This window comes from Candidatus Rubrimentiphilum sp., from assembly GCA_035710515.1.
GTDB lineage: Bacteria > Vulcanimicrobiota > Vulcanimicrobiia > Vulcanimicrobiales > Vulcanimicrobiaceae > Rubrimentiphilum.
On record DASTDE010000004.1, the window covers coordinates 322,082 to 335,333 of the forward strand.

Annotated in this window: 11 protein-coding genes; all 11 read right to left on the reverse strand. The window is 63.1% G+C overall.

Annotation, left to right across the window (positions count from 1 at the left end; all coding sequences use genetic code 11):
- Position 1: 1 nt before the first annotated feature.
- Positions 2-946, reverse strand: coding sequence for a D-alanine--D-alanine ligase (locus VFO29_10635; GenBank protein HET9393957.1), 945 nt, complete (start codon positions 944-946; stop codon positions 2-4).
- Positions 943-1,890, reverse strand: coding sequence for a UDP-N-acetylmuramate dehydrogenase (murB, locus tag VFO29_10640; protein HET9393958.1), 948 nt, complete (start codon positions 1,888-1,890; stop codon positions 943-945). Before murB ends, VFO29_10635 begins: the two co-directional genes overlap by 4 nt.
- Positions 1,887-3,245: a UDP-N-acetylmuramate--L-alanine ligase gene (gene murC / locus VFO29_10645; GenBank protein HET9393959.1), complete on the reverse strand. Its 1,359-nt coding sequence runs from the start codon at positions 3,243-3,245 to the stop codon at positions 1,887-1,889. Before murC ends, murB begins: the two co-directional genes overlap by 4 nt.
- A gap of 2 nt (positions 3,246-3,247) precedes the next feature.
- Positions 3,248-4,360 carry an undecaprenyldiphospho-muramoylpentapeptide beta-N-acetylglucosaminyltransferase gene (gene murG / locus VFO29_10650; protein ID HET9393960.1) on the reverse strand — a complete coding sequence of 371 codons (1,113 nt, stop codon included), beginning with the start codon at positions 4,358-4,360 and terminating at the stop codon, positions 3,248-3,250.
- Positions 4,360-5,514, reverse strand: a complete 1,155-nt coding sequence (ftsW, locus tag VFO29_10655) for a putative lipid II flippase FtsW (GenBank protein HET9393961.1) — start codon at positions 5,512-5,514, stop codon at positions 4,360-4,362. Before ftsW ends, murG begins: the two co-directional genes overlap by 1 nt.
- Complete coding sequence (murD, locus tag VFO29_10660) at positions 5,511-6,890, reverse strand: UDP-N-acetylmuramoyl-L-alanine--D-glutamate ligase (GenBank protein HET9393962.1); 1,380 nt, start codon at positions 6,888-6,890, stop codon at positions 5,511-5,513. The genes ftsW and murD overlap by 4 nt, the downstream gene beginning before the upstream one ends.
- A 76-nt stretch (positions 6,891-6,966) precedes the next feature.
- Positions 6,967-7,968, reverse strand: coding sequence for a phospho-N-acetylmuramoyl-pentapeptide-transferase (gene mraY / locus VFO29_10665; protein HET9393963.1), 1,002 nt, complete (start codon positions 7,966-7,968; stop codon positions 6,967-6,969).
- Entirely contained in the window at positions 7,965-8,666 is a 702-nt protein-coding gene (locus VFO29_10670) for a coenzyme F420-0:L-glutamate ligase (protein ID HET9393964.1), read from the reverse strand. The genes mraY and VFO29_10670 overlap by 4 nt, the downstream gene beginning before the upstream one ends.
- Entirely contained in the window at positions 8,663-10,033 is a 1,371-nt protein-coding gene (gene murF, locus VFO29_10675) for a UDP-N-acetylmuramoyl-tripeptide--D-alanyl-D-alanine ligase (protein HET9393965.1), read from the reverse strand. Before murF ends, VFO29_10670 begins: the two co-directional genes overlap by 4 nt.
- Complete coding sequence (locus tag VFO29_10680) at positions 10,030-11,463, reverse strand: UDP-N-acetylmuramoyl-L-alanyl-D-glutamate--2,6-diaminopimelate ligase (protein HET9393966.1); 1,434 nt, start codon at positions 11,461-11,463, stop codon at positions 10,030-10,032. Before VFO29_10680 ends, murF begins: the two co-directional genes overlap by 4 nt.
- On the reverse strand, positions 11,460-13,250 hold the full coding sequence (locus VFO29_10685; GenBank protein ID HET9393967.1) for a penicillin-binding protein 2: 1,791 nt from the start codon (positions 13,248-13,250) through the stop codon (positions 11,460-11,462). Before VFO29_10685 ends, VFO29_10680 begins: the two co-directional genes overlap by 4 nt.
- Between the last annotated feature and the right edge of the window lie 2 nt (positions 13,251-13,252).

Sequence of the window (13,252 nt, forward strand, 5' to 3'; positions counted from 1 at the left end):
CTCATTTCGTAAGAACGCGTTCCCCGTTGCGGGAGAGCGCGTAGCCCAAGAGCCGGTCGATCAACGCGTTGTAACCGATGCCGAGCGCGTTGCACGCGTCGGGCAAGAGGCTCGTCGGCGTCAGGCCGGGTAGGGTGTTGATTTCCAAGATATAGGGACGCCCTTCCTGGCTCACGATGAAATCCGTGCGCGAATAGTCGCGCAGCCCGAGTAGGCGGTGAGCTGAAAGTGCCAGCATGCCGATGCGCGCGGCGAGATCGGGGTCGATGTCCGCCGGCACGATGTGGGTGCTGCCACCGGCCTGATACTTCGAGTCGAAGTCGTAGAACTCGCCGGCGTTCGAAACAATCTCGACGACCGGCAGCGCTTCCTCGCCCAATATGCCGCACGTGAACTCGCGTCCGGCTATAAACTCCTCGGCGATGATCTCCGCGTACTCTCCGGCAGCCGCGATCATAGCCTTCGTCCACTCTTCGTGCGTGCGTACGATCGAAACGCCCGCGCTGCTGCCTTGAAAGCGCGGCTTGACCACGAGCGGCAGATTCAGCGATCCGGGCAAAAGCGGCAACGTGCCGCCGGAGAGGTCGAAGAGATCCCAGGTGGCCGTCGGCAGACCCTCGCCCGACAGCAGCTTCTTCGTCAGATGTTTGTCCATCGCCAGCGCCGCCGCTTCCAACCCGCTGCCCGTGTACGGAATGCCGAGATAATCGAGGATGCCTTGCACCTGTCCGTCCTCGCCGCCAGGTCCGTGCAGCGCATTGAAGACCGCGTCGGGTGCGACGTCGCGAATCGCATCGATGAAGCGCCGGTCGTAATCCAGCGACTGCGCCGCGTATCCGAGCGATTCGAGCGCGCGCATGACGCCCGATCCGGTCTGGATCGAAATCTCGCGCTCGGCGCTCGATCCGCCCATCACCACGGCCACGCGGGCCTTTTTCTTTTTCATTCGATGAAGACGCCCACAAGATGCACTTCGAGTTGCAACTCCACGCCGAACTTCTCGGCGACCGCGCGACGAACGCGCGCTAGCAAGGCCGCGACGTCTTTCGCAGTTGCGCCACCGAGGTTGTTGATGAAGTTTGCATGCAGCGGCGAGACTTCCGCGCCCCCTTCGCGCCACCCCTTAGCGCCCGCCGCCTCGATGAGGCGGGCCGCTTTATCGCCGGGCGGATTGCGAAAACACGAGCCCGCGTTCGGCAGCGCGACAGGCTGCGTCGCTTTGCGCCGCACGAGCCGGCTCTGCATTTCGGCGCGCACTGCCTGCGGTTCGCCGCGCTCGAAGGTTAACGTGACGCGCGAAACGATCGCGTCGCGCGCCAGCGACGTGTGCCGGTAATAATACTGAACTGAAACCGGGTGCGCTTGCGGCTTGGCGGGCGACTGCACCCACACTTCGCTTACGAAATCGCCCATCTCCCGATCGGTGCCCGCGTTCATGCGTAGCGATCCGCCGACGCTGCCCGGAATGCCGGCCAGGGAACTGATGCCGACCGCGCCGGCCGACGCGGCTTTGGCAGTGAGCAGCGACATAGCGGCCGACGCACCGGCGTGTGCGACTACGTGCGCGCCGTCTTCCTTCACATCAATGTTAGCGAACTCTCCGGCCAGCCGCAAAACCAAACCGCGAATGCCGCCGTCGCCGATCAGGAGATTGCTCCCGCTTCCTAACACGAACCACGGCAGTTTGCGCCGCGCGCACAAGCGCATGACGGCGGCGAGCTGCGCTTCGCTTTCGATCACGACCCAAGCATCGGCCGGGCCGCCGATCTTCCACGATGTGTATGGTCCGAGCGGTTCGTCGAACCGCACACGATCGCCGCAAATGCTTTCCAGCTTTTCGCGATCGCTCGCGTCTAACAGACTCCGAAGCGCGTCATCGGCGGCGATCACGCCGACACGTCGTGCGCCAGATCGGCTGCGACCTTGGTGATGTTTCCGGCGCCGAGCATAAGGACCAGCGCGTTTTGCGGCGTCTCGCGCTGCAAGACTTCGCGCAGGTCGTGGACGTACTTCACGTATGACAGCGGCACGCCCGCGGCTTCGAGGCGTTCGCCGATGAGCCGCTCCGAAACGCCTTCGATCGGCGTTTCTCCGGCGGCGTAGATGGGCGCCAAATAGACGCGATCGGCGTCCGCGAGCGCTTCGGCAAATGCCGGCGCGAGGTATGCGGTGCGCGTGTACCGGTGCGGTTGGAACGCAGCCACGACCGGCCCGTGATGGTAGCGGCGCGCGGCCGCGATCGTTTCGCGCAGCGCCGTCGGATGATGCGCGTAATCGTCGACGACAATCATGCGCGGCGTCTTCGCCAGCACGTCGAAGCGCCGGCGCACGCCGGCAAATGCGCGCAGCGATTTCGCAATCGAGTCGAAGGGGATTTCAAGCGCAAGTCCGACGGCGATGGCCGCCAGCGCGTTCTCCACGTTCATCGCGCCCGGCACTTGCAACTCGATCGTTCCCAAACGCGCGCCGTCGACGAACAGGTCGAACGTTGATTGTGATTGGCCGAACCGGATGTTCGATGCGTGCACGTTGGCGTCGGTGGCGATACCGAACGTCACCGTGCGCGCGGATCGCTCGACTTCCGCGAGCGAACGCGTCAGCGGATTATCCGCGCCGATGATTGCCGTACCGCCGGGTGCGACCTTCGACAAGAACTCTTCGAATGACGCAACGAGTTTGGGTAATTCGGCATCCGATGAAAGATGATCGTTCTCGATGTTGGTCACGACTGCGATCGCCGGATCCAGAAGCGTGAACGATCCGTCGGACTCGTCGGCTTCGGTTAAGAACCAGGGCGCGGTGCCGTCGTGCGCGTTGCTTCCCGTTCCGGCGTCGATGCCGCCCAGCACGACGCTCGCGTCGATGTTCGCGCCGTGAAGCACGGCAGCGGTCATCGCAGTCGTCGTGGTCTTTCCGTGCGTGCCGCAGATCGCGATGCCGCTGCGTCCTTCCATGATCCGCGCCAGCATCTCGCCGCGGCGCACGACCGGAATGCCCCGCTCGCGCGCCGATTGGATCTCGGGGTTTTCCGGATCGATCGCGGAGCTGACTATCACCGTGCTCGCGCCGTTCACATGCGTTGCGTCGTGCCCGACCGAGATCGTCGCGCCGGCGGCGCGCAGTTCGTCCAGCAGCGGCGAATCGATCGCATCGGATCCGGTGACGCGCTCGCCGCGAAGCAGCAGAATGCGGGCGATCGCGCTCATACCGATACCGCCGATTCCGACGAAGTGCAATGTCCGCAAGATTAGCCGTTGTTCTTGGGGACGAGGGCCTCCACCCGCGCGAGAATTGTCGCTACGGCGTCGCGGCTGGCGAGCGAGCGAGCTGCCGAGCGAAGCTGCTCCAGCCGTTCGGTTTGCATCATGTCGCGCAGCGTCCACCACAGCGAGTCCGCGTTGAGATTCCGGTCCTCGATCACGACGGCCGCTCCGCGCGCGGCCAGCGTCTGCGCGTTGTACGATTGATGGTCTTCGGCGGCGTAGGGATATGGAATCAGCACTGCCGGAATCCCGAGGGCCGCCAACTCGCCCACCGTCGAAGCTCCCGCGCGCGCGATCGCCAAGTCGCTGAGCGCATACGCGTCGGCCATGTCGTGCAGGTACGGTACGAGCACGACCTTGTTGTCGCCAAAAGGCTGGCGCTCCGCAGCTTGCATGTACTCGTAGTCTCGCTCGCCGCACACGTGCAAGATCTGCCAGTTCGGCGGGAGCGCGCGCCGCGTCATCAACGCCGAGATCGCTTCATTAATAGTGCGCGCCCCCTGGCTCCCACCGACGGCGAGAATCGTGCGCCGCGCCGGATCGAGTCCAAGGCGCCGCGCCGCTTCGATCCGGTTGTTGGGATGCAGCAGCGACGCGCGCACGGGGATTCCGGTGTAGACATATTTTCCGGCAAACACCGGATCGGCGTCCGGAAAAGCTCCCCACACCTCGTCTACCACCGGCGCCAGCATGCGATTCGCCAAACCCGGCCGCGCGTTGGGTTCGAGCAGCGCGAGCGGTGCGCGCAACTGTCCGAACGTGCGCATGATCCGCGCGGCAACCATTGCGGGAAAACACACGTACCCGCCGGTCGCAATCACGATATCGGGATGAAAGACGGAGAGCACGCGCAGCCCCTGCGCCACGCCGACCATGTTCGTCGCCGCCGTCGCAACCGTGCCAAGCGTGTTGCCGCGCTGCAGCGGGCTGCTTTCAATTGTTTGCAGCTCGTACCCGGCCTCCGGAACGACGCTCGTCTCCAATCCGTCCGCGCTGCCGATAAACAGAATCGAGCTGCGGTCGCGTAGTTTATCGGCGATTGCAAGCGCGGGATAAAGATGCCCGCCCGTTCCGCCGCCGGCAAACGCAACCCGCATTAGGGGTTGAGTCGCCGATGCCGGCCGACGTTGATGATCAACGCGACCGCAATCAGCGACACGATCAGCGAGCTGCCGCCGAACGAAATGAACGGAAGCGGTACGCCCGTCACCGGCCAGGATGACGTAACGACCGCGATGTTGACGAAGGCTTGAATCACAATCATGGCGGCGCAGCCCGTTGCCAAGAAGAATCCGAAGCGATCGGGTGCGGCGATCGCAATGCGGATAGACCGGTAGGCAAGCGTCCCGAACAGAATCAGCACCGTTGCCGTGCCGATCAGCCCGAGCTCTTCACCCAGCACCGAGAAGATGAAATCCGTGTACTGCTCGGGCAGATAGAAGAACTTCGCGCGCGATTCTCCCAAACCGACGCCGAACAGCCCGCCGCTGCCCAGTGCGAGCAGCGACTGCACGATGTGAAAGCCGGTGTTCTGCGCGTCTTTAAATGGATGCAAGAACGCCAGCATGCGCGCGCGTTTGTACGGGCTGCTCATAATCGCGATCGCCACCGGCGGGACGGTGACCGCAACGACCATCAGCAGATGTTCTATGCGGGCGCCCGCGGCGAAGAACATCGCAAACGCGGTGAAGATAATTAAGCTCGACGTCCCGATGTCCGGCTCTATCAGCACGAGCATCGCCGTCAAGAAGACCGGCACGCACAGCGGCGCCAGTCCCCGCGTCAACGAGGTGATGCGATCGCCGCGGCTTGCCAGCGCCGCGGAAAGGTAGATGACCAGACCAAGCTTGGCAAACTCCGACGGCTGGAGCGAGAACGCTCCGGCGCCGATCCACCGGCGCGCGCCCGAGACCGTCATGCCGATGTGCGGCACAAACACCGTCAGCAGCCCCGCGATGCACAAGAGCAGCGCGTATGGCGCGAACGCGCGCAGCTTGCGGTAATCGATCCGGTAGGCCCAATATGCGAGGAACAGGCCGACAACCAAATAGATTGCCTGGCGCTTCACATAGTATGCCGTGTCGTGATGATCGGCGTACGCTTGTGCGCTCGAGGCGCTGAAGATCATCACCAAGCCGATCGCGACCAGACTCGTGACCGCAATAAAGAGCCACGTGTCGGGAGGCGAGGCGACGTATGAACGCGGCAGTTCCTGAGCGCGCTCGGCGCGTTTCGCTGCGGCAGACTTCATCGGGCGGGACTTCCCAAGACGGCGTCGGTAAACTTGCGCCCGCGATCTTCAGCCGATTCGAACATGTCGAACGACGCGCAGGCCGGCGAGAGAAGCACGACGTCGCCCGGCTTCGCCAGCGCTTGAGCCCGCCGCACGGCGTCTTCCATTGAATTCGCGCGCTCGGTCGGAATGCGATAGACGTGCGCCGCGATGTCGTCGGCGGCTTCGCCAATCACAATGAGGGCGCGCGCCCGTTCGTCGATGATCCGGCCGAGTTCGGTGAAGTCCGTGTTCTTCGGTTTGCCGCCGGCGATCAGCACGATCGGTTTGTCGTACGAGCGTAAGGCCGCGATGACGGCGCCCGGGTTCGTGGCTTTCGAATCGTCCACATAGAGCACACCGTCCACGTCGCCAACGGGTTGCAAACGGTGATCCATCGGATTAAACGATCGGATCGCTTCGCGAAGCGAACGCGGTTCGAGTCCGGCCGCCAGCGCTGCCAGCGATGCCGCCATGACGTTTTGGACGTTGTGCACGCCCGCGAGCGCAATGTCGTCGCGGCGCGCGATCTCGAGCGGCCGGGGATCGCCGGTTACCGGCGAGTACATCAGCGATTCGCCGCGCAGATACATCGTCGCGCGGCGGCTGTCGTCACCCAGCGTGAACCAGAGCTGCTTGGCGCGAATGCGCGCTTCGCCGGTATGCCAGTGCAGTGCGGCGAGCCGCTCGTCGTCCAGGTTTCCGATAAAAGCGTCGTGCTCGTTTTGGTTGGCGAATATCCGGTATTTCGCTTCGATATACTCGTCCATCGAATGATAGCGATCTAAGTGATCGGGCGAGATATTTAGAATCGTCGAGACGCGGGGCCGGAATGAGCGAATCGTTTCCAATTGGAACGAGGAGACTTCTGCAACGACCCAACTCTCGGCCGGCGCTCCGACAACTTCGCGAATGAGCGGATTACCGATGTTGCCGCCGACGCGCACGTCCTTGCCCGCCGCTCGCAAGAGATGCCCGGTCAAGGCCGCGGTCGTGGATTTGCCCTTGGTGCCCGTAATTGCGATAATCGGCGCCTTGCATAGGCGGTAGGCGACCTCAATCTCGCTAAAGACCGGCACGTCGGCGCTTTGTATGCGGCGCACGAGTTCGCCGTTGAGCGGAACGCCCGGTGACAAAACGGCGCAGGCTAGATCCGTCAAGCCCGCCAGGTTTTCCGGCGGCACGAATTTCGCGCCTAGCGTTTCGATCTGCGCGACCGCGCCGGCGATTTCTGCTCGCGGCTTTTCGTCGGTGGCGAATATCTCGGCGCCCCGCGCGCGCAAAACTTCGACGACGGCTTGGCCGCTGCGCCCGAGCCCGATGACCAATATCTTTTCCCCGCCCGCAAAGTTCATGGTGTCATCCTGCGCCGCGGTGTCATCCTGAGGTATCGAAGGACCCCGAGGTATCGAGGGGCGGCGCTGCAGAGCGTCATCGTACGATCGCCAGTCCGACGGCAGAGCAAATCGCCGATGCGATCCAAAATCGCGTCGTGACTTTGGTTTCCGGCCAGCCCGAGAGCTCGAAGTGATGATGCAGTGGGCTCATCTTGAAAATTCGCTTGCCGTGCGTGAGTTTGAAATATGCAACTTGCAACATCACCGACAGCGTTTCGGCCACAAAAACGGCGCCGATGATGACTAGCAGCAACATCTCGCCGGTCAGGATCGCTGCACCCGAAAGCAGCGCTCCGAGCGCGAGCGAACCGGTATCGCCCATGATCATCTTCGCCGGAAAAGCGTTGTACAGCAAAAACGCCATCAGTCCGCCAATCGCGGCCGGAAGAATTATTGGCCAATTATCCCCAGCCGGGATGGACATGCCGATTGCAATTACCCAAAGAACAATCAACGGCGGAATAAGCGACCCCGTGGCTAGTCCGTCCAGACCGTCCGTAAGGTTTACAGCGTGGATTGTACCCGTGATTGCCACGACGCCCAACAGCAGCCAAAGCCAGTGCGCGACGTGTAACTCGAACCCTCCAGCGTGAAACAGGGTGTCCTGCGGAAACAAAATTCTGCCCATGCTGACGTGGTAATCCGAATCGGCTGCAAGTCGCAGAAACGTCACGGCCACCAGCGCGGTCAACAACAGCTTTGTCCTTGCGCGCAAACCTCGATTCTTGCCGAACCGGATTCCGAGAAGATCGTCGATAAAACCGATTGCCGCGCACGCGAATACTAGAAATAGTAGTGCCCGCGTCCCCGGATCCCAACTCAAAAACCAAAAGGGTACGATCGCGGCCAAAATCGCAAGCCCGCCCATCGTGGGCGTTCCCGTTTTCACAAGGTGCGTTTCGGGTGCATCCTCGTAGACTGTCTGTCTGACGCCCAACCGCCGCAGCAAAAGCAAAAGAACGAATCCGACAATTGCTGTTATGATGAATCCGAGGGCGGCTTCAACGCCGAAGATTCGCCAGTCGTCGAGCGTCATGCCGGCTCCATCAGCGGGTTCGAACCGCTGCTACGCCACTTGAGAACCACAATCGGCGTTTGCTCGTCGCCATTGCCATGCGGATTCGAAAGCAGCGCATCAGAAACGGCTTGTCGGTTCACGCCTGAAGACGCGCCCAACACTTTGGCTTTCTGCAAATCGTTCGCATCGACGATCGTACAGGCAACGCCGGTACGTTCGAAAACCGACTGGGCGAACGCGTCTGCATTCTGCGGTGCGAACACGATCATTCGCTCGAACGGCGGCATCGTGCCGGTATACCCATCGATGGCGGCGATCGCCTCGCCCATAATTTCGTAAAACATTCCGCGCTTACCGACGAGACGTCCCAGCACTTGCATGATCGCGGCGTACACAACTTTGCCGGTGCCGACGTTGTCGATGACGATTTGCAGCGACTCCGGCTGACTGACGGTGGCCATCGCGCCCGCATGCCGGCACAAGAACAGCGCGAGCCGCGAAGGCCGCACGTATTCGGCACGCACGGCTTGACGCTGCGCGATCGCGAGCGCTGTCTCCGAAACGGCGAGCACGTCGCCGGGCTGCGCGATTCCCGTAACCGCCCGTTCGACCAGTGCGAGTAAGTCGTCACCGGGATGAACCAGCGGTGTGCGGATTGGAATTGCGACCATGCCGGCCGGCAGCTCGGGGCGATCGATCCGCAGACTGCCGCTCACGCCGCGCCGCTCCTAAAGGCTTCGACGATCTCCTCCATCCGGTATTTTCGCGAGCCTTTTAAAAGCACGACGTCTTGCGCGGTCGCCTGGTCGCGCAGCCACTTCGCCGCTTCTTCATTACTTCCGAACGAAATGATGCGCTCGCGCGGAAAACCCGCATTCGCAGCTCCCGCGGCGAGCGACGCCGCGTAATCACCGCCAACCAGTAGTACATCGATGTTCAAGCCGGCGGCGTGCGATCCCACGCGCTCGTGAATCGCGGGCGCGTCGGGTCCGAGTTCCGCCATGCTTGAAAGCACCGCTATCCGGCGCCGTCCGCGTTCCGACGCGAACGCGTTGAGCGTGGCGATGGTCCCGCTTGCGTTTGCATTATACGCATCGTAAATAAGGCGCGGTCCGGCTTCGAGCTCGATGGCTTCGTAGCGTCCGGCCGGCAGCGATAAACCGGCCACGTTGCCTGCCAGCTCTTCGGCGTTTACGCCGAGCAGCAGCGCAGCGGCGATCGCGGCCGCAAGATTCGCGCGATTATGCGCGCCCGGAAACGGCACATCGATCGGAAGCGTCTGCGACACGCCGCTGTGATTCAGCACCAGCGTGTGCGCGTCGCGCACCCAAACGCCGGGCATCGACGGTTCGCCGTCGCCGAACCAAAGCGGCGGCACATCCAGCTCCGGCGCGCGGGAGCGCGAGATTTCATCCTGCGCGTTGAGCACCGCTTGCGCGCCCTGCGAGAAAAGGCCCCACTTCGTCGCAGCCAGCGCCTCGCGCGATCCAAAGATCTCCAAGTGCGCATCGCCGATATTCGTCAGCACGCCGATGTGGGGCGCGGCGACGGAGACCAGATCCGCAACCTCGCCGGCATGGCGCGCACCCATCTCAACGATCAGCACCTGCTGCTCGGGCGTCGTGGATAAGATGAGTTTGCTGACGCCGATTTCGTTGTTCTCATTTGCGGGCGAAGCGGCAACGAGCCCCTGGTCGAAGTGCGTGCCGATGAGCTGCGCCAGCAAATGTTTGGTCGTCGTCTTGCCGCTGCTGCCGGTAATAGCCACGACGCGACCGGTAAACTGAACGCGCGCTGCCGCGGCCAAAGCCATGTAAGCGCGGCGCGTGTCGCGCACGATCAGCGCCGGCGCGCCATCGGCGCGAGCCGATTCGTTGTCGAGCACGAGCGCCGCGGCGCCCTTCTTCAACGCTTCGCCGACGAAGGCGTGTCCGTCGAACCGGTCACCGCGAAGGGCGAGAAACGTATCGCCGGCGCGCAACGTCCGCGTGTCGGTCACAACGTGCACCATTTTCGGCGCGCGGTCGCGCCCCACGATTTCGGCGCCCGTTACATCAGCCGCCATGTCAAAGGTGAGCGTCACGAGTGCACGCGCTCCCGCTCGGCCAGCGCCCGGCGCGCTTCGGCGGCATCGTCAAACGGCAAGACTTCCGATCCGACGATCTGATAATTCTCGTGTCCCTTACCCGCGATGAGCACGACGTCGCCGGGTTGCGCGCTGCGCACGGCCAAGTCGATCGCTTTACGCCGATCGGGTTCTACGGCATGCGGGACTTGACCCAAGCCCGGCACGATCGCATCGATAATCGCGACCGGATCCTCGGTGCGCGGATTGTCGGACGTCACGTAAGCAAAATCTGCATGGCGCGCCACGACTGCGCCCATCTCGGGCCGTTTGCCGCGATCGCGGTCCCCGCCGCATCCGAACACGACGATTCGCCGTCCCGAAGCCGTTTCGCGAAGCGCGCGCAGCGCGTTCTCAAGTGCATCCGGCGTGTGCGCGTAATCCACAATCACTTGAACCGGTCCGTCGCCGACTCGCTCCATCCGGCCGCGCACCCGTTCGAGCGAGAACAGTCCGCGCGCCGCGACTTCATCGGATATTCCGATCGTGCGCGCGACGGCAACCGCGCACAGCGCGTTGGCGACGTTAAACCGCCCCGGAATCCGGATCTCAAAAGACAAGCCGTCCAGCTTGAACGTGCTGCCGTCCGGGTGCAACGCGATCGCTTCCGCACGCAAATCCGCGCTCTGCTGCGAACCATACGTGAGTACGGGTTTCTTTTGGCGGAGTTCGCCGGCCCAGCGCGCTCCATGCGCGTCATCGGCGTTGAAGACGCAGCGCTCCGCGAATTCGAAGAGCTGGCGTTTGGCCGCGGCATACGATTCGGGCGTCTTGTGAAAATCCAGATGGTCGCGCGTGACGTTGGTGAGCGCGCCGACGGCGAAGCGCACGTCCGCGGTACGCCCGAGCGTCAACGCATGCGAACTCACCTCCATAGCCACGACCTTGACGCCGGTTTCGCGCATCTGCGCGAGCAGCGCATGCAACTCCGAGGCCAGCGGCGTCGTGTTGGAGAGCGGCCGCTCGACGCCCGCATAGGTCGTGCCGATCGTTCCGATGATTCCCGCCGACAGATTTGCCGCATTCGCGATGGACGCGATCATCTGCGTGACGGTGGTCTTGCCGTTGGTTCCCGTCACGCCCGCGACGGTGATCTCCCGCGAAGGCGATCCGTAAAATGCGTCGGCGATCTTCGAGAGCGCGAGCGCGGAATCGGATACGACGATCGCGGTGACATTTTTTGGAAGCGAGACGCGCTCTTCGGAAACGACCGCGATCGCGCCGCGCCTTACTGCTTCACCGATATAGCGGTGACCGTCGGTATGTTCGCCGCGTAGCGCAAAGAAGAGCGCGCCGGGAGTGACGGCGCGCGAATCGATCGCCAGCGAAGTGATGTTCTGCGGCAGCGCCTCCAGCAGCGACTCCAGCGGCACGCCCGGTTCGTTCATATCGCGAGATTCGCCGTTTTTTCAGGCCGTACCAAGCGCGCCTTGGGTTTGGGCGCCCCTTTGGGACGCGGGGTTGCCGGGAGCGTTCCGGAATGCAGCATTGCTTGGCGCGCGATCTCGGCAAACGCCGGCGCGGCCACGACCGAACCGTAGATCGCGCCCTGCGGACGCTCGACCTTCACGAAGATGAGATAGCGCGGATGCTCGTACGGAACCATCCCTATAAAGGAAGCAATGTACGCACCCGCTTCGTACTGGCCGTTGTTTACCACCTGAGCAGTTCCGGTCTTGCCGGCGGTCGTGTAGCCCGCAACCTGGCCGGCGGGATTGCCCGTGCCGCGCACGACCACCGCCCGCAGGAAGCGCTTCAGCGTGTCGGCGATACGGCGCGAAAAAACTCGCCGCTCGACTTCGGGGCCGTACTGGTAGACCAGGCGGCCTTGCGCATCAAAGACCGCGCGTAAGATTCTCGGGCGCATCAACAGACCGCCGTTTGCGATCGCACAGTAGTAGCGCGCCATCGCCAGCGGCGTGACGGACACGCCTTGCCCGAATGCCATCGTCGCCAGCGAACTGTCGCTCCACTCGGCCGGCGCCGGCACGATACCGGGATTTTCGCCGGCGAATCCTACGTGCGTGGGATCGCCGAAACCGGCGCGCCGCTCCATCGAATAAAACGGTCTTCCGCCGATGAACAGTCCCACTTCGGCGGCGCCGACGTTGTGCGAATAGGCGACGATGTCTTCAAGCGTCTCGCTGCTTCCGCGAATCGGCATGTCGTCCTCGGCGTTGTGAATGACGCGGCCGCCCACCTCAATCGCATTACGCGCCGGAAAATACGAGGACGTCGTCACTTTGCCGCTCTCGAGCGCGGCCGCCGCCGTCACGAGCTTAAATGTAGAGCCGGGTTCGTACGCGTCCTGAACGCCCCGCTCGCGGCGCGTCTCCGGCGAGAACTTCCAGAAGACGTTGGGATCGAAGTGCGGCAAGTCGGCCAGCGCCAGCACCTCGCCGGTCGAGGGATCCATGACGATCGCGGTGCCGCTCTGAGCGTGAAACGTGTTGACCTGTTTCTTCAGCGCCGACTCCGCCACGAATTGCAGATACGGATCGATGGTGAGCTCCAGCGTCATGCCGGGCTTCGCAGGTTTAATGGCGCGCTCGCGCCCGAACGGAATCGGATGTCCGAATTCATCGGCTTCCAGCGTAACGCGTCCGGACGATCCCTTGAGCAGATCGTCAAACGTATACTCGATACCGGCTAAGCCGTTCTCATCGATGCCGACGAAGCCCAAGAGCGTGGAAGCGGTTTGGCCGACGAGATCCACGCGGCGCCCCGTGTCCTCTTCCATGACGGAAACGCCCGGCAGCTGCAGGGCGGCGATCGCATCGGCTTGGTCATGCGGAATCTTTCGCGCGACCCAAGCGAACTGCAGCGTGCGATCTTGCAGCTGCGCGATCGTCGAGTCCGAAAGTTTGCCGAGAACGCGCCGCAGCTGCGCGACCGTCGTTGCCGCGTTCCCCAGATCGTGCGGCACGGCGTAAATGCTCTCCGACGGTAACGAGTAGACCATCACGTTGCCGTCGCGATCCAAAATGCTGCCGCGCCGGGCGAAAACGTCGACGGTATCACTGCGCTGCTGCAAAGCTTGCTTTGCATAGATCGGGCCTTTGAGCACTTGCACGTCGATCAGGCGCCACGCCAAGACAAGCGCGATGAGGGCTACGCCATAAAACAGTATCTTGGCGCGGCGGGGTCCGACGCGTGAGAAGGTGCGGCCGTGCATGC